Source organism: Vibrio sp. R10-SG-ISO4, from assembly GCF_059834135.1.
In genome coordinates this window covers 279,756-297,426 of record NZ_JCBDHJ010000017.1, presented here as the reverse complement: position 1 = coordinate 297,426, position 17,671 = coordinate 279,756, and the positions used below count along the sequence as shown (strand labels likewise).

Genomic DNA, 17,671 nt, shown 5'->3' with positions numbered 1-17,671 from the left:
TGCGAAAATTCATACAAATCGTAAGGAATTGTGCTGTTTTTTTGTCCGAGTTTTGTCAGGAAAAGTTAGATGACAGCAATTTCATGACTCTGTATTAGTGGGGCTTATCACTCTTACGCTGAATTTATTAGCCAGTGAATGCAACTCAGGAATCATTCGATAGATAAGGTGCAGCTGTTGCAACACGAGACGCACCGAATTATCGTCTTCTTCACGCCATTCACTTAGCCGAGAGGTAATCGTAGGATCTTCCGTAATCGCCATGTTTTCCGTAATCACAATGTCTTCAGCGTAAGATTTACGATTTAAACGCACATGCAGCAGTTCAAGATGCTGGTGAATCAGCCGGTGGGTATCGAGAATCAACACATGCGTTTGCTCGTTGTCAATGCGTGTACGGTGCGCGCCTAACGCTGAGACATAACTAAGTAGCGCATGGTTCAAGGTTAAAAAGCGGAAACTCTCATCTACGGCGCTTCGATAGCGCCCAGGCTCTGCCAGCATGGTCGATATGGCGGCAGTGAGGTTCGCATCACTATTGTGCGCCGCTCGTCGAGCGATTCGGTAGGCCAGATTGTCTTTTTTACCCACGCGATATTGGCCAATGATTTGGGCTAAATATGCTTGATTCGCAGCGATAGCTTCGGCCATCACGGTGTGCAATCGTTTAGACTGCCAATCCGGGAGAATATACGCCACCGCGCCAACGGCCAGTAAGCAGCCTATGATCGTATCCGCGAGACGAGGGAGCACCACCGAGTAGCCTTCTCCTAGCTGGTTGAAGCTAAACAGAACTAAAACGGTAATAAAGCCTGTTGCGTAGCCATAATTCGCCAAACGAAAGGCAAAGAAGGCGACACCCGATGCGACAATCAGTACCAACTGACTCTCTTGTGAGGGGAAAAAACTCAGCAGTGGCACACCAACCAAAAGACCAGCAATGGTACCGACCACACGGCCAATCAATTTTTGTCGAGTCGTGCTGTAGTTGGGTTGGCAAACGAACAAGGTGGTGAGCAAAATCCAGTAGCCATGGTCAATATCAAACGCTTGGATGATGCCGTAACCCACCGTTAATGACAGAGACAGGCGTAGCGCATGGCGAAACAGAATCGAGTCACTGTTGAGGTTGGATTGTACCCGCTGCCACATCGTTTTGAGCGTGTGCGCTTCGGTGTCATCCAATTCATCCTCTTCGGGTTTTGTGGTGTCTGGGTTGCTGACGTTGGCGAGCAGTTTTTCCACCATGGCTAAGTTGCTAAACAAGTAACCAAGCTGCGCTAGCAGAGGTTTCCATGTGGGGTGATTTTGCGCTTGGAGGTGCGCCAATGAGTTTTGCAGTTCATCCAGTGCGATGACTGAATCCGTATCGTGTTGATACGCTTTGCCAGTCATGATGGCTTGACTGATGCGCTGACATGCCTGTTTTTGCGTGTCAATAAGGTGTTTGAAACGAAACAAAATATCGGAACGCTCAAAGTGTTGCGCTAATTCTTGGTAACGATAGTGGCTCGAACTTAACCGCTCATGGATATCTTGCGCAATAAAGTAGATATTAAGAAAACGGTCGCTGGCGCTGTCCACATGGCCACGTTTTGAGCGGCTGAGCAGCGTCGATTTGCACTGATTGAGCGCAGTGACGGTCGCCGCATTGCGTTTGGCCTCTTCGATACGCATCGGTTGTGGATTCAAATTGGTCACTGGGTGAAACAATTGGCTTTTCAGATCCAGGTAATGGCTGAGTTGATAAAAAACGGTGGATAAACTCTGTTGTACCGGTTGCAACGGCCAAATTGCAAACCAAACCATAGAAACCAGGAAATACCAACTCGCACCAGTAAGAAGTAATATCGGTTGGAACCAACTGTCACCACTTTGGTCAATGCCGAGCATGGTGTAGATAGCGATCAATAACGAGCCAAAGGCGATACTTGCGTAGCGACTACCGATTGCGCCAAGCATGATAAAGCCAAATGTCGAGGTGAACAGACCCAGAGCGAACAGCCAAGGCGTATCAAACAACAGCTCTATCGAGAAGGTGGCGATCGCGAAACAGATCAAAGTAAGGGTAATCGACTTTAACCGCCCAACAAAGCTATTGTCGGTTTCAGCCAGCGCCGCCGCGATGATGCCAAGAATCAGTGGGACTAATAGAGTCTGCTGCTGCCAATGCCAGGCAGGCACTACCGCGCCAAGCAGCGTGATTAAAATCAGTAAGCTGTTATTAAACGTTCGGTTCACCCACAGGAGGCGAAGTTGGTGCAAATAGGGCACGGGCGTCTCTTCTTGGTTAGCTTTGGGGTAAACATTACCACCGACTCTATGGTAACTAACTGATCGAGGTAATGAAATAGGTCTGTTCGATGCGCAAATGACCCGCCCAGCCCTTGACTTATGTAGCAAGGTTCTGAAAAGTAGGGGCATCGCATTAACGTTTAGAGTTTGCGAGTTGATTATTGACGCCAAGGAACCTTGTGACATGCAGTTAAGTGCATCCCCATCCGCTACATTTTTTACTCAAAACGAATACCACCACGTCGAACTGGGCGAGCAGGAGTTGATTCTACGATCCGAAACGAAAGAAACACGGGTGCCTTTTCGTGTTTGGGATGGGCGAGTCAAAGTCAAAACGGGGATTGTATGGAGTGGGCTTGAGTTTTATAGCCACATTGATGGCGGTAAAGTGCGTCGTTGGATGGTTCAGGGCCTTAGCCCAAAAGCGTGTCGGCAATTCGCGCTGCACGCGGTGGCCAGTTATGAGCAGTGGCACGCCACTCAATGCCAACAGCTCAACCAGTATGTGCCAGAGTGGGAAGCGGCAATCGATCGTCAACTGCGTCGACCTACGTTCTTAAGGCAGTCGATGTTAGCTGCGTGGAATACGAAAGTGATGGACGATTTAGCATGCATGCGCATGACACTCGAAGAAGCTGAGTTGCGGATGCCAAAGCGCTTAGCGCCACTGCTACCGTGGATTGAAGAGACACAAACGTCACTCCAAACGCGCAATCATCAATGGATGGAAACCGAACTCGAGAATTGGGAGGTACTGTTTTCACGCATCGAGTCCTCGCCGCTTAACCTTTCTCAACGCCGAGCGGTACTACTCAATGATGACAATAACCTGATTTTAGCCGGCGCGGGTTCGGGTAAAACCAGTGTATTGACGGCGCGAGTGGCCTACTTGCTGCAAAGTCATTTGGCGCAAGCCGATCAGATTTTAATGCTGGCGTTTGGTAAAGACGCCGCAAGCGAAATGAAACAGCGCCTTGAGAGTAAAATTGGTCTGAGCGCTGAAGGGGTGGAAGTCAGCACATTTCATAGTCTAGGACTGAAGATATTAAATGATGTTGAATCCAGTCGCGTTGAGATTTGCCCTGTTGCGGTGGACGATAAGTTGCGTCACGGATGGTGTGTCGACTGGTTGAAAAAGCACTGGATGACGCCGACCAACTTTAAGCGTTGGCAAAAACATTTGGTCAAGTGGCCCATCGCCTATTTGGCCGGGGATGATGAGTTAGGCAGTCATGTTGAAAACCCTAAACTCATCGCCTGGCTAGAGAAACAGTTGAGTCAATTGGCTGCAATGGGTGTATCGAAGAAAGAGCTGCAGCAGCGATTGGTTGAGCACCCTGACTACACTCGTTTGAATAGCGAACTCTCTTTGGTGTGGCCTTGTTATCAAGCTTGGCAGCAGATGCTGAAAGAGCAGCAGCAAGTTGACTTCAATATTATGATTTCAAGAGCCGTCGACTATGTGAAGAAGGGCAAATTCCGCGCGCCTTGGAAATACATCATGGTGGATGAGTATCAGGATGTCTCTCCCGCACGTCTTGCTTTGATTGAAGCACTGTGCGCGCAAGTGGAACCCAATGACGAGGAAGATGGCTGCGCGTTATTTGCCGTCGGCGACGATTGGCAATCTATCTATCAATTTGCTGGTTCTGACGTTTCGTTGACGACAGGGTTTAGTGAACGCTTCCAACATGCGACCATTCACTACCTCGACACCACATACCGTTTTAACAATCAGTTGGGCGAGGTTGCCAATCGATTTGTGCAGCAAAATCCACAGCAGTTGCAAAAATCACTCAATAGCCACAAACAACAAAAGAGCAAAGCGGTGACACTGGCACCTGCAGGTCAAGTGGAAAAAATCCTTGATCAACTGGATCGTAACGCCAAGCAAACAACCCAAGTGATGTTACTCGCCCGAAATCACTATCATCGCCCTGAACTGCTCGACGACTGGCAGAAAAGGTTTCGACAATTGTCGATAGAATTTATGACTTGTCACGCGAGCAAAGGACGTGAAGCCGACTTTGTGATTATATTAAATGTGGATGAAGGGCAGTTTCCAGCTCGAGTGAAAGCGCTCCATTTGGACGGCGCCTTGACACAATCACAAGAACGCTACCCGTTTGCAGAAGAACGGAGACTGTTCTACGTCGCGCTTACACGCGCAAAGAAAAAGGTTTGGGTAACCTTCAACGGCAGCGGTTCGAGTTTTGTCAAAGAGTTGCTTGAAGAGGATTACCCGGTCAGTATTGTGAAATAGCACCGCGAGGAGTCGCCGATGGAATTTTGTATTGCGCTCACCACCACCAACAGTCAAGCGCTTACTGAGCGAATCATAGATGCGTTACTTAAAGAAAGGCTTGCCGCTTGTATTCAAACCATGCCCATTGAGAGTCACTATGTCTGGCAAGAGCAAGTGTGTCGTGACAACGAAACCTTACTGGTGATCAAAACGACACAGAGCAACTACGTTGAAGTCGAACAAAAGGTGGTGGAGTTGCACGATTATGACACCCCGCAAGTCGTGCAAGTGCCCATTGTCGATGGTTTCAACCCTTATATCAGCTGGCTTGAGGCAAACACTCGTCGTTGAACGGCCATCAGAGCGAGTGCGCTTAACGCGCCCAAGGTGTCCATCAGCATGTCTTTTTGCGCATCCCATATATCACCTTGGGAACCGAGAAAGGCGATGCCCTCATCGCCACCCGCCAATTCAGCGTACCACCACTCAATGATTTCATAGCCCGCTGCCAGCGACATCATTGAGAATAGGGCAAAACAAGCAGACAGCCCCCATGGTAGCTTGCGTTTTCTCATCAGGTATTCCGCTATCGGATAGGCGTAAAGGCCGATAGAGAAATGGGCAACGCGGTCAAAGTGATTTCTCTCAGAGCCAATGAGTTGGTTAAACCAGTCAAAGGGGACCTCAGCAAACGTATATTTTGCACCAATCGTGTGTAATACCAGCCAGACGAACATCAGAATGTACGCCGTATGGCTAAATACGTAGCGCTGGGATAACCACCAAACAATCGCCAGTATCGCCACGGCAGGCACAATTTCAGCCAACCAAACATGAATTGAACTTGGGTTAACAACAGAAAATAGAAACACTGCACTGTAGATTGCAGTGAGAAACTTCAGGGTTTTTAGGTGTGTTGTACGCATGTGTATTGTACGCATAGTCGCTTACGGTTTGATTGATATGCTACTGTTTTACCATTAAATAAAACGCTGTTCAATTGTAACTTTCACTATGCAGATCTCGCTTTATGTTGAAATTCCGCTTTGCTGCACACTCTTCGTGCAAACACTTACGTTACCTGTAGTCAACATTTGATTTACCTCTAGGAGGCACATAGAATCGAGTCAAATTCTAATAACGAGTAAAGAAAGCATGAAACTGGATACCGTTGATTACCTTGCTGACGATGCCGCAGAGCAATTTGTTCAATCCTTGAGAGAGACCGGCTTTGGTGTGTTAAAAAACCACCCAATTCCGCAAGAGTTGGTCGAGTCAATTTACGAAAATTGGTACCAATTTTTTACCTCAGAGCGCAAAAATGATTTCCACTTTAACGTCGAAACGCAAGATGGTTATTTCCCGCCTAGTGTCTCAGAGGTCGCGAAAGGTCATACAGTAAAAGACATTAAAGAGTATTTTCACGTCTATCCTTGGGGGCAGATTCCTGAGGAACTCGAAGCACAAATTCTTGAGTACTACCAGCGTGCAGACAGATTTGCCCAAGAGCTGCTCGGCTGGGTTGAAGCTCATGCGCCGAAAGAGGTACAGGAGAAATTCTCGATTGCGCTTTCTGAGATGATCAATGGTAGCCAGAAAACCTTGCTACGCATTCTGCATTACCCCCCAATGACGGGCGATGAAGAGCCTGGCGCCATTCGCGCAGCGGCTCATGAAGACATTAACTTGTTGACCGTATTGCCCGCCGCTAACGAACCTGGCTTGCAAGTGAAAAGTAAAGAGGGTGAGTGGATCGATGTGCCTTGCGATTTTGGCAACCTCATCATCAACATTGGTGATATGTTACAAGAAGCATCCGGTGGCTATTTCCCATCGACCACGCATCGCGTGATCAATCCAACCGGCGCTCGCCAAGAGCACTCACGCATTTCACTGCCGCTCTTTTTGCACCCCAAGCCCGAGGTTGTGCTGTCAGAGCGTTACACCGCCGACAGCTACTTGATGGAACGCCTACGTGAGTTAGGGGTCATCTAACCCTATCAAGCTGATGAGAATCGAGTCACCTTTGGTGGCTCTTTTTTTCGCACAGAATAACAGTTGTTGTCTGTTTTACTCGACAAATGGTTGAGGATCCATTTAAGTAAAAGAAAAACCGTGAAGGGATCCTATGGGTAATCAGCAAGCACTCGCGACGTCGTTTCAGCAATACATGGAAAACCCTCTGCTTTGGCCAATCCTCGAAGTGCTACGCAAAAAGCCGTCGGGGTGGAAGGTACACACCTTAGCGGCTCATCTTGGTGAACTTGGTTATATGCCTGAGTTGGATCCTTTGCCAGAAAAAGATCTCTTTAAACGCAATTTCTTGATGATGAATGCCCTGTACCAACTGCAAGAGACGCTTTACCCAGATAATTGGCTGCAAGTCCAGGCGATGAATATTTTGCTTTTACCGACGCTAAAAAGTCATGGTTTTGCGATTGATACCGATGATCCTTTGCGAGATTACTACACCCAGTGGTCTAATTATGAAGCAGAAGAGGGCGAAGTGAAGCGTCTGCTGAATGAATTTTGGAGTCGTTATCAGAGGTTTCTCGGGGGCAATCATCATGAAGATATGGACCGCCGCAAAGCACTGTCACTATTTGAATTGCCTCAAGAGGCGACACAGACAGAGATACGAAAAACGTGGCGTAAGTTGGCGCTGAAGTGGCACCCTGATAGAGAGAATGGCAACAGCGAACGATTCCGAGTACTGTGTGAAGCGTGGAATGTACTTCGCCAGTAAAAAGGGATTCTAAGCAGCCAAACCGTGGACAGCAAACCAAGCGGCTGCTGTCCATATTGTGGCCGCGTCACATACTCAACGTTTTATTGACCTTTAAACTGCGATTTGCGCATGCGGTTGAGCGCGGCCATGACGTCCAACACTCGCGGTTTGGCAAGGTCACCTTGATTGGGCATAGTGTGATGCCACTGGTCATTGAGCATTTGTGCCACGTCTTTAGCAGGGTTGGCAGACCAACCAGGACGCTGAGCCAACTGAAACCACAACCAGCCAATCGCGTTCACTTCTGAGCTCGATTCCAACTGCTCAAGAGCCGAAAGGTCGGTAAACTCTTTGCCAAAACGCAGTGAATCGACGCCTTTCGCCGCAACGCGAAACTTGCCGTCTGCCAATACCGCTTGCAAAGCAGAGCAATTCAATTTACGAGGACGGAAAGTAGCGAGCGCTGATTCGGCTTCATTTTGACGCGTGGTTGGGTGCTCTTGCGTAACAAGTTTCGCTTTTTCGGTCAGATCGATGGCTTGGTAATCGTGCATTTGAATCACGGTATCCGCCACATCTAGGTAATCGCCTGAGCCCCCCATAACAACGATGGTTGAGATGTCCAATTCATCACGTAACTGGCCAATGCGATCGACCAAGGGCGTGATCGGTTCATCACCTTTTGCGACCAAAGCCTGCATGCGCTCGTCACGAATCATGAAGTTGGTGGCTGAGGTATCTTCATCAATCAGCATCGCTTTAACGCCAGATTCAATAGATTCTTGTAACCATGCTGCTTGAGAGGTCGAACCGGACGCGTCTTGGGTTGAGAAATGAGCCGTATCTTTGCCCATCGGTAAGTGGTTGATGTAGTTTGACAGGTTCAAGTCATGCACGCAGCGCCCGTCTTCGGCGCGGATTTTCATCGCTTCGCTGCTGGTGACGACCCATTCTCTGCCATCGCCGGCAATGTGGTTGTAAATAGAGCGTTCGATAGCGCTCAGTAGCGTCGATTTGCCATGAAAGCCGCCACCAACGATCAATGTAATGCCAGCCGGAATGCCCATACCTGACACCGCACCGTGATGAGGGGTATGGAACGTCACTTCAAGCGACGGCGGCGAGACAAACGCGACCGCTTCTTTCATTGGCAAGTCAGAGTTACCGGCCAAACGCGGCAGCACGGCGCCATTACCAATAAAGGCGACTAAGCCACGCTCATCCAGTTGATCTCGAATCGCTTGTTGATCTTCCACACCTTGGCAATGTGCAATAAGAGCAGCTTTATCTAACTCGCGCTCAATCGTGGCACGACGGATAAATTTAGGTAGGTGAAAGGTGAGGAGGTTAAGCGCTTTTTTTCCAAGGACACTGCGTCCTTCTGCGGGTAAATTAACCCGAAAACGCAGCTCTATGCCTTCGTCAGTAAACATCACCGCAGTGGAATCCATCACAGTTTGACCCGTTAGGGCGATGCTGATGAGGTTTTCTTGTTTTGCCAGTTGAGCAAAGGTGCGGGCGATAAAGTCGCGTGCCGCAATTTGATAGACAGCAGATTGCTCACGTAGCCAGTCTAAGCCGGTTAACGACCAAGGGCGGAGTGCGCGCACTCGTGATGCTGAGGCATGCGGGTCGGCTTGAACGTAGTCGATGTGAAAGGTGTAATCGCCAAAGTCGTATTGACCTTTGATTTGCTGATAAGCGCGATAGTTCTGCTTTTCGATTTTTTTAAGGGTGGCGGTTAACTGATCCATGACTGGCTCACTATAGAATTTTGAAAGCGTGGATTATAGAAACCTGTCGGCGCGGAGTAAAGGTAAACTACCGAAGAATAAGGTGCTAGAGGTCAGTGGAACCTAGAGCACTCGCCGCGCGAGGAAGGCACGGCGAGTAGGGGAAGTTACGCCTCTTTTGTTTCGATAAATGGGGCTAAATCGACATCAGCGTGATAATCAATGGCATCAAATCCGAAACCATTCAAATTGAGAAACTCCTGCTTGTAGCCTTGATAGTCACCCAGCTGTTTGAAGTTATCTCGGTTCATCTCTTTGAGTAGGAGCGCCACCTCATCCTGAACGGGCTTGGCCAATTCTAGATCGTCAATACGTATTAACCGTTCGCCATCAACCTCTACTTTTGCTTGATTGTAGAGCTTGATTGCGTAGAGCCGTTGCATTTGCTCGATACACCCTTCGTGCACGCCTTGCGCTTTCATCACTTTGTAGAGCGCCAAAAGGTAAGGCGTTAAGCCAGGGATAAATACACTTGCCTTAGTGACCAGCGCCTTGCACACACAAGCGAATGCGCCGCCATCGAAATTGGCTAATTTCAAATTCAATGAATGGCTAGTCTGATGCAAATCGACTTTGGCTCTTCCAAGGGTGCCATCAAGATAGATAGGGTGGGTGATCTCAGGCCCGATGTAAGAAAAAGCAAGCGTTTGACAACCTTGGGCGATCGATTCTGAGTTGATTAAGGTATCCACCCAGGCTTCCCAATCCTCGCCGCCCATCACTTTTTGTGTATGATGCGCTTCTTCTTCCGTTGCGGGCTCTAATCGGGTGTTGATCCACGCATCGTGCTCGAGATCGATCGTTGCACCGGTAATCGGTTCAAACATTGGCTTAATGGCTGAGCGCCACACTTCACCGGTGTCAGGGTCAGGTCGCAGGCCGCTGGCGACACTGTAGATAATTAAATCGACTTCGCCTTCAAAATAGGTTTCTATCGCTTCAACGACTTCGTTCTTGATCGCTGAAGAGAACGCATCGCCATGAATATTTACCGCGATACGTCCTGCCTTTTCAGCATGCTGTTTGAAGAAGTAGTCATTGAAGTAACCTGCGCTGCCTACGCCTTTTTCACTTGGGCTACGCTCAAAGGAGACGCTGATGGTATCAGCTTGAGCCCCGCCAAACGTCAGAGCGATACGCGATGCCAAACCAAACCCTGAAGAGCCACCAATGATTAGCACACGTTTTGGTCCGTTTTTGATCGGCTCTGCTTGTTGTACGTATTGGATTTGACGGAGGAGAGCTTGTTCACAGCCGTAAGGATGCGCACTGCGAGCTACCACACCTTGTATTACTGGTTCAATTGTCATGAAACTTTCCTTAGAAACGGACGTTGTCTGATTAACCTAGCGTAAAAATAGGTAAAGTTTATTGAGCCAGACCAATGACAAGTGATTATCTATCAGTATTTACAGAAATTTTACCAGCTCTTTGGCGACAAAATCAGCGATCCAAGGTTGGGCTTCAGGTTTAGGATGCAGTCCGTCGTTCATCATCCATTGAGGCTCTGTGATGACGCCTTCAAGAAAGAAAGGCAGCAGTGGCACATTGTGTGCGTCTGCCACTTTGGGATAAACGGCTGAAAACGCTTGCGTATAACGCTTACCGTAATTGGGTAATACATGAATTTGCATTAAAAGCGGCATTGCCCCTTGCTGTTTGACTTGTTCGATGATGGCCGAGAGGTTGTTTTCGACCACGTTAGGTGGAAATCCGCGCAAGCCATCGTTAGCGCCAAGCTCGATTAATACGTAATCCGGCTGATGCTCACTTAGCAGGCTAGGCAGGCGGCTGAGGCCGTTACCTGAGGTATCTCCAGAGATACTGCCATTAATGACCGCAAGATCATGGCCTTTGGTTTTCATTACATTAGGTAACAAGGTAGGCCATGCTTCTTCAATCGACATTTGATAACCTGCACTCAGGCTATCTCCTAAAACCAATAGCTTAGCGCTATATGCGGGTTGAACAAAAACGAGAAAAAAGACCAAGGAAAGTAAACGAATCATGCAAACATCCATCATTCAAGCAACGTCATTATCAAAAATAGTCTCCACTAAACAGGAGCAATTAACAATCCTTGAAGAGGTAAATCTTGAAATCTTTGCCGGAGAGAGTGTGGCGATCGTCGGCACATCCGGTGCGGGTAAGTCCACCTTGATGACGTTGTTAGCCGGTCTCGACACCCCAACAAAAGGCTCAATCCAGCTGCTAGGTAAAACTTTATCAGAGCTGGATGATGAGCAAAGGGCGAAAATACGCAGTGAATCGGTTGGGTTTGTTTTTCAGAGCTTTTTGCTGATACCGAGTTTGAGCGCGTTAGAGAACGTTACTTTGCCATGCTTACTGAAAGGAGAAGACGAAAACATTGAGCGCGCAAAAATGTTGTTAACGTCGGTAGGACTTGAGCATCGAATGCATCACTCTCCCTCTCAGCTGTCAGGGGGTGAACAGCAGCGTGTTGCTTTGGCGCGCGCTTTCATGATTGAACCGAAAATCCTCTTCGCCGATGAACCGACGGGAAATCTGGATGAACACACCGCAGCGAAAGTGATCGAGCTGTTGTTTGAACTCAATAAACAGCACGGGACGACCTTAGTGCTGGTGACCCATGACAGCGAGCTAGCACGTATGTGCGATCGCACCATAGTCATGTCGGCTGGTCAGATCAAAGGAGAGTAGGGATGGCACACTCTCGTTTAAACTCCCGTCTAGTGCGCTGGAGTGTCAGTGAAATTCGTCAAGGCCAGCTCTGGCCGATTGCCGCCGCGCTGACGTTAATCATTGCGTGTATTTTTGCCTTAACCGCTTTAGCGAACCGCATGGAGCAGGTCATCGTCAAACAGGGCAAGCAAGCGTTAACGGCGGATGTGCAGTTCAGTAGCTCGAATCCCCTGCCCGAAACATTGCTACAAAACGCCGCCGCATTGAATATGGACACCGCGCGTCAAACTCGTTTTGCCACCATGGCGTTTAGTGACGACCAGATGAAACTGATCACCGTTAAAGCAGTAGAGTCGAACTATCCGCTGCAAGGTGATTTTCGCTTGAGTGATGGCCAAGGGGAAAAGGCACGAGTAGCGCCAGGTGAACTGTGGTTAGATGAGCGTCTGTTTGCCCAGTTAGAGGTCACCATTGGTGAAGCGGTCACTATTGGTGATGCCGATTTTACCGTTACAGGACGGGTATTAGAAGAGCCAGGGCTTAGCTTTAATCCATTTCAGCAAATGCCGTCGGTCTTTATCCACATGGATGACATCGATAAGACAGGCGCTATTCAGCTCGGTAGTCGCGTGCGCTACAACCTCTTTTTGAATGGCGACGACACCAGCATAGAGACGCTAAAAAGCCGCATTGAACTGACCCCAAGTGAACGTTGGCGAGATCAAAACAGTGCCAGTCGCACCAACGATGTTTTCCAGCGCACTCAGCAATATTTGTCTCTCAGCGTCGCGATTGTGGTCATTATGGCCGCAACCACATTGGTACTGACCTGTCAGCACTATGTCTCTACTCGCACCAAGACCATCGCTATGTTGAAAAGCCTTGGCGCAACAAAGCAGTGGATTGTCCGCTGGCTTTCTATTCAGGTCGCGATACTGCTACTGACAGCGTGCGTGCTTGGCTTACTGATCGGTGTCGGGTTAGAAGTGTTACTCCGCATTCCTCTGGTTGACTTGCTGCCTAATCCACTCCCGAGCTATGGCTTAACGCCAGCGCTGGTCGCGCTTGCCAGCAGCGTATGTATCGCCGTACCTGCCCTTGGAATTCCTCTGCATCGATTAGTGAATGTCAGTGCGGTCAATGTGATGCAACCCCAAGCAAGCGACACGGGCCATAAGTCAAAGTGGTTGATTCTGGTGCCTGTCGTGCCGATGCTCGCGGCATACTACGACAACATGTTGGTTTGGATTGTCATGCTGGGTATGGTGCTTCTGTTTGTGCTGCTCGGCGCGGTGAGCCTGCTTGTCACGAAGCAGTTAGCCAAAATGCCACTGAGTACGTCATTCAAATTGGCGCTCTCGCGCATCAACCGCTCAATGACGGCAACCGGTTTGCAATTTGGCGCTCTTGGGCTTTCTTTGATGCTGCTGGCCGTGATGTGGCTCGTTCGCACTGATCTACTCTCTGATTGGCAACGTACTATTCCGCCAGATGCGCCGAATGCCTTCGCTCTGAATATTGCACCTTACGAAAGAGAGGCCTATTTAGAGGTGTTGGACCAAAATGGGGTCACTCGTTCCGACGATTATCCCATCATTCGGGGCCGCTTGACGAAAATTAATGGGCAAGATGCGAAAGAAGCCTCTGATGGCGGAGAAGGCAACGACGCACTGCGTCGTGAGCTCAATTTTACCTACGCCGAGGGGATTCCTGCACACAACGAGTTGCTTGAGGGTGAGTGGACTGAAAAGGGCGGCGTGTCCGTTGAGTCGGATGTCGCTAGCGATCTGGGTCTAGCGATTGGTGATGAGCTTGAGTTTGTGATTAACGGCCAAACGATAATTGCGATGGTGAATTCCGTGCGTGCCGTAGAATGGCGTGATATGAAGCCTAATTTTTACTTCATTTTTACGCCGGATGTGCTAGAGCAAATCCCAGCGACGTTTTTGGTCAGCTTTCGCGTCGACGACCAACATGACGGGTTGCTCAATACTCTGTCAAAGGCGCACCCAACGGTGAGCTTGATGGATATTCGTCAAATGGGTGAGAAAATCCAATCGCTGCTTGAGCAAATCGTTTGGTCGATTACCTTATTGGCGGCACTTGGCGTCTTGGCAGGGTTACTTTTGATCTTTACGTTGCTGAGGCTAAGTCTGTCACAACGTAAATCAGAGATGCAGCTCTACCGAACGTTAGGTGCGAGTCGAAAACGGGTCACACGCACCATTTGGGCAGAATATGGCTTGATGGCATTGATTGCTGGTTTGATTGCCGCACTGGGGGCAGAAGCCGTAGTCGGTGGGATCATTTACTTCGGTTTTGATCTCACCCCAAGCTTGCATTATTTGTTGTGGTTAACCATGCCAATCATCACGTTTTGCACACTGGCGTTAGTTGTTTTCAGTATGATTAAAAAACTGTTAGCCCCTATAAATAAAGAGTTTAGCTGACGCTGTTCGGGTCAAGTTATTCAGTTATCCACAAAAACGGTGGATAAGGTTTGGGATAACTTGACCTGTAGATAACTCACTAAATCGCGCAACGCTAGGAAAGTTCAAGCATGCAGCAAAGTTGTTATTCACAGAATCGATTTTTCTATGAGTTCCAATTTTTCAGTCAAGCATTTTTTTCAACTTTTTATGATGAAAATGTCATTCATATCCCTTGCAAAAAAAGTGATTTTTATCACCGTTTTTTAAGAGTAAAATAACCGAGAAATGAAACAACTAGCCGCGCAGATGTCACAGATCAACACACAGCCAAGTTCAACGTCCATCGTCATTATTGGTGGGGGCGTTGCCGGCGCCACGGCCGCTGTCCATTTATCCGAAATTGGGCAAAAAGTTTCCCTCATTGAGCGAGGCGCGAGCCTTGTCAGTGGACCGCCGATTTGCCATCTCCATGCTGGTGGTAATTTGTACCGGGAAATCTCGACGGAGCAATGTATTGAATTGCTTGAACAGTCGATTGAAACGGTGCGTCTTTACCCTCAAACCATCAATCGTCGCCCAACTCTTATTGCTGTTCCTATTACCGATCCCGGCAGTGTCGATGAGGTCGAATCTCGCCTGCAAACCATCCGTGATTGCTACCAGACCTTAGTGGACCGAGACCCGGCCAATCAAGTGCTGGGAGCACCACAAGATTATTATCGCTGTTTTTCAAAAGAGGAATTGCAAGCACTGGCGACGCTTACTCAACCTGAGGCACCAACAAGTGTTGAAGATTGGGTGATTCCTTTTGCTCAGCATGCCGACCTCGATGCGCTAAAGTACCCTGTGGTTGCAGTGCAAGAGCACGGTTGGAGTGTCTTTCGTTTGGCCGCGAGCGCTAAACTCACACTCGCTGCACATCCAAACTGTCAATTGCTTACCTCATGTGAAGTCACTGATCTTGAAGAGAGTGGGAACGGCTGGCTGATTCGTTATCGCGATGACAATAACCGACTGCACGAACTTCAAGCTCAATACGTCATCAACGCCTGTGGTTATCAAACCGGCACGATTGACGATCTGGCTCAAAAGAAACGTCAGCGTTTGGTGGAGTTTAAAGCCGCATATGTCACGCGATGGGCAGAGTGTGATCAGGTATGGCCCGAGGTCATTTTCCATGGTCAACGGGGGACGCCAGCAGGTATGGCGCAACTGACCCCGTATGCAAATAAAGTGTTTCAACTGCACGGTATGACGAAAGAGATTACCTTGTTCGATGAGGGGTTGGTCGCCTCGGATGATCGTTCTTCTCAGCCCCAGTTACCGGCTCCCCTAATCAAGACGTTGAATCAAGGCTGGGACGAGTCCGTGGCCAAAGAGCGCAGCCTGCGTGCCGTACGACACATCGGTCAGTACGTGCCTGAATACCATTCGGCGGATTACTATGCGCTGCCTTTGTTTGGCGCGCAGCAAATACCAGGACGAGATGACTCGTTAAGAGCCGCAGACGTTTCGTTTGAAGCCAATCACTATGCACGCATCGAAGTGGTCAAAGGTTCATCTGCGCTTGAAGCCGCAAGAAAAGTGGTGACGCAGTGGGGCTTGTATGACTACCAAGGAGCCTCCATTGAGGCTCTTCATCCGGTGTGTACCCGCTTGGTGGCGAGCGACGTTGAACAAGAAGCGAAACGCATCGCGATTGAGCGTGGCTACCCTGCTGAGTTGGCGCAAGTCTATGGTGAGTCCCAGTAAAGCAGCTATCACCACACCGTGTCATCGAATGATACAAAAAGGCGCTAATCGGCGCCTTTTTGTTATTTCGCCGCCCGCTTGGCCGCGACTAAGCTTAGTCAATACAACAAAAGTGATGGCAATGAATTAATAGCCGAAGAAGCGCGCCCACTGACACCAGACATCTTGTAAACCGAGTAAATCGCCCTTTTCAAACGTCACGGTTTGGCCCGGCCGAGCTTGAGCGATACGTGGTAGGTCAATACGGGCCACACAGCCTAATTTGGGATAACCGCCGATCGTTTGTTTGTCACTGAGCAAAATAATCGGGTCGCCACTTTTGGGTACTTGTATTGCACCTAACGCAATTCCCTCGCTAAGCAGTTCCGTATCTGGTGGCGTAATTGTGTTCCCGCGAAGGCGATACCCCATTCGATTGATGTGCTGGCTTACCTCAAAACGTCGGCTGTAAAAGGCCCCGATCGCGTCTGGAGAAAACTGCTCACTTTGATATCCCTCAATCACACGTACACGAATGGGGAGGTTGTAATCAGGGCGGTAGCGAAATGAAATCTGTATGCTTTGGTGGGATAACGGGTGGTAAGTAAACGCCAGTTGATCCCCCGCTTTAAGTGCGCGGCCTTGCTCTAAGCCACCGAGCGCTTCACGGGTGACGGTGGACACACTGCCCAATACTGGTGATACATCAAAGCCCCCTTTAATGGCAAGGTAGCTTCTTAGCCCGTTGGCCGGAAGACCAAAGCTCAACGTTTGCCCTTTACGGGCGACAAATGTTGACCAGTTATCTATGCGCTGACCGTCGAGTTTAGCATTGAGATCCCCACCTGCAATGGCGAGGTTGCAGTGACCATTGAAACGAAATTCCGCTTGTCCCAAGGTAATTTCAATGGTTGGGCAATTGACCGGGTTATCGAGCAAATGATTCGCCCAACTGTAGGCGTAATCATCCAAGGGACCGCCTTGGGTAATGCCCAAATGCGCCAAGCCAAATCGACCAAAATCTTGGATGAGGCTCAGTTGTCCAGGTTTGATGACTTCAACGTAAGACTTCATAAGGCAAACTCCCCATCAAGCGACCCACCTAGTTGAAGAAACTGGTCTCGATCGACGGCCTTAAAGCGCACTTGAGAGCCGACACTGTACGGCAGCATCTGCGCTTCATCGGGTGTGAACAGCGCTAATGGGCAGCGTCCAATGATGTTCCACCCACCCGGTGAATCACTCGGATAAACCGCAGTATGATGATTGGCAATCGCTACGCTGCCTTTGGGAACATTGACGCGCGGCGTACTTTGACGTGGCAGTTGTAATTGAGGCGTGACTTGACTCATAAACGCAAACCCAGGCGCAAAGCCGATCGCGGTGACACTGTAACACTCTTGGGTGTGCAGTTCGATTACTTCGTCCAATGTCATACCTTGCTCGAAATAGATCGCTAAGTCTGGCCCTACATCCGGATGATAGTAGACGGGTAATTCAACGATCTCTGCGCTATGGCTTACTGGCGGGCTGGCTATGGTGCTGTCCAAGGTGCGTTCGACGCATGGGATAAAATCGAAAATGGAGATTCGGTGAGGTAAATAGTCAATCAACAGGGTGATGTGCGAGGGGGTGACGTTCATCAGCCATTGCGCTAACTGAGACTGAACGTTTTCGCCACAGTGCTGGATTATGCTCGACAGTTCTGGCGAAGGGGCCGCGTCAAAGGTGACTAAAATACTGCACTCGGCAACGGGATCGATGGTATAGGTGATCGTCATCT

At 49.1% G+C, this 17,671-nt stretch carries 14 protein-coding genes; 7 read left to right on the top strand and 7 right to left on the bottom strand.

Going from position 1 to position 17,671, the window contains the following annotated elements:
- Positions 1-81: 81 nt before the first annotated feature.
- The gene (gene yccS, locus AC6R03_RS12010) at positions 82-2,274 is read right to left on the bottom strand and encodes a YccS family putative transporter (protein WP_500631325.1); all 2,193 of its coding nucleotides are present in this window, start codon (positions 2,272-2,274) and stop codon (positions 82-84) included.
- A gap of 205 nt (positions 2,275-2,479) precedes the next feature.
- Between yccS and helD the strand changes: the two genes are divergently transcribed.
- Entirely contained in the window at positions 2,480-4,558 is a 2,079-nt protein-coding gene (gene helD / locus AC6R03_RS12005; RefSeq protein ID WP_500631324.1) for a DNA helicase IV, read from the top strand.
- Positions 4,559-4,576: 18 nt separating this feature from the next.
- On the top strand, positions 4,577-4,891 hold the full coding sequence (cutA, locus tag AC6R03_RS12000) for a divalent-cation tolerance protein CutA (RefSeq protein WP_500631323.1): 315 nt from the start codon (positions 4,577-4,579) through the stop codon (positions 4,889-4,891).
- Here cutA and AC6R03_RS11995 read toward each other — a convergent pair.
- On the bottom strand, positions 4,855-5,466 hold the full coding sequence (locus AC6R03_RS11995) for a DUF2238 domain-containing protein (protein WP_500631322.1): 612 nt from the start codon (positions 5,464-5,466) through the stop codon (positions 4,855-4,857). The two genes, cutA and AC6R03_RS11995, sit on opposite strands and share 37 nt — an antisense overlap.
- A gap of 229 nt (positions 5,467-5,695) precedes the next feature.
- Between AC6R03_RS11995 and AC6R03_RS11990 the strand changes: the two genes are divergently transcribed.
- Together AC6R03_RS11990 and AC6R03_RS11985 are read left to right on the top strand one after the other, a co-directional pair.
- Positions 5,696-6,535 (top strand): isopenicillin N synthase family dioxygenase, encoded by an 840-nt coding sequence (locus tag AC6R03_RS11990; protein WP_500631321.1) that lies wholly within the window; start codon positions 5,696-5,698, stop codon positions 6,533-6,535.
- Between the two features lie 133 nt (positions 6,536-6,668).
- A complete protein-coding gene (locus AC6R03_RS11985; protein WP_500631320.1) occupies positions 6,669-7,286 on the top strand; it encodes a DNA-J related domain-containing protein in 618 nt (205 codons plus the stop codon).
- Positions 7,287-7,369: 83 nt separating this feature from the next.
- Here the strand turns inward: AC6R03_RS11985 and AC6R03_RS11980 are convergent, their stop codons facing one another.
- The 3 genes from AC6R03_RS11980 to AC6R03_RS11970 all read right to left on the bottom strand — a co-directional run bounded on the left by AC6R03_RS11980 (position 7,370) and on the right by AC6R03_RS11970 (position 11,070).
- Positions 7,370-9,022 (bottom strand): P-loop domain-containing protein, encoded by a 1,653-nt coding sequence (locus AC6R03_RS11980; RefSeq protein WP_500631319.1) that lies wholly within the window; start codon positions 9,020-9,022, stop codon positions 7,370-7,372.
- 146 nt (positions 9,023-9,168) lie between these two features.
- A complete protein-coding gene (gene fabV, locus AC6R03_RS11975; RefSeq protein WP_500631318.1) occupies positions 9,169-10,371 on the bottom strand; it encodes an enoyl-ACP reductase FabV in 1,203 nt (400 codons plus the stop codon).
- 99 nt (positions 10,372-10,470) lie between these two features.
- Entirely contained in the window at positions 10,471-11,070 is a 600-nt protein-coding gene (locus AC6R03_RS11970) for an arylesterase (RefSeq protein WP_500631317.1), read from the bottom strand.
- On the opposite strand from AC6R03_RS11970, the gene AC6R03_RS11965 reads away from it, so the two are divergent.
- The 3 genes from AC6R03_RS11965 to AC6R03_RS11955 all read left to right on the top strand — a co-directional run bounded on the left by AC6R03_RS11965 (position 11,069) and on the right by AC6R03_RS11955 (position 15,909).
- Positions 11,069-11,743, top strand: coding sequence for an ABC transporter ATP-binding protein (locus AC6R03_RS11965; RefSeq protein WP_500631316.1), 675 nt, complete (start codon positions 11,069-11,071; stop codon positions 11,741-11,743). The genes AC6R03_RS11970 and AC6R03_RS11965 overlap by 2 nt on opposite strands.
- A 2-nt stretch (positions 11,744-11,745) precedes the next feature.
- Positions 11,746-14,175 carry an ABC transporter permease gene (locus AC6R03_RS11960; RefSeq protein WP_500631315.1) on the top strand — a complete coding sequence of 810 codons (2,430 nt, stop codon included), beginning with the start codon at positions 11,746-11,748 and terminating at the stop codon, positions 14,173-14,175.
- Between the two features lie 267 nt (positions 14,176-14,442).
- Positions 14,443-15,909 carry an FAD-dependent oxidoreductase gene (locus AC6R03_RS11955; protein WP_500631314.1) on the top strand — a complete coding sequence of 489 codons (1,467 nt, stop codon included), beginning with the start codon at positions 14,443-14,445 and terminating at the stop codon, positions 15,907-15,909.
- A 126-nt stretch (positions 15,910-16,035) separates the two neighbouring features.
- On the opposite strand, the gene AC6R03_RS11950 is transcribed toward AC6R03_RS11955, so the two are convergent.
- Both AC6R03_RS11950 and AC6R03_RS11945 read right to left on the bottom strand, forming a co-directional pair.
- Positions 16,036-16,962, bottom strand: a complete 927-nt coding sequence (locus AC6R03_RS11950) for a 5-oxoprolinase subunit C family protein (protein ID WP_500631313.1) — start codon at positions 16,960-16,962, stop codon at positions 16,036-16,038.
- Positions 16,959-17,669 carry a 5-oxoprolinase subunit B family protein gene (locus AC6R03_RS11945; protein WP_500631312.1) on the bottom strand — a complete coding sequence of 237 codons (711 nt, stop codon included), beginning with the start codon at positions 17,667-17,669 and terminating at the stop codon, positions 16,959-16,961. Before AC6R03_RS11945 ends, AC6R03_RS11950 begins: the two co-directional genes overlap by 4 nt.
- Between the last annotated feature and the right edge of the window lie 2 nt (positions 17,670-17,671).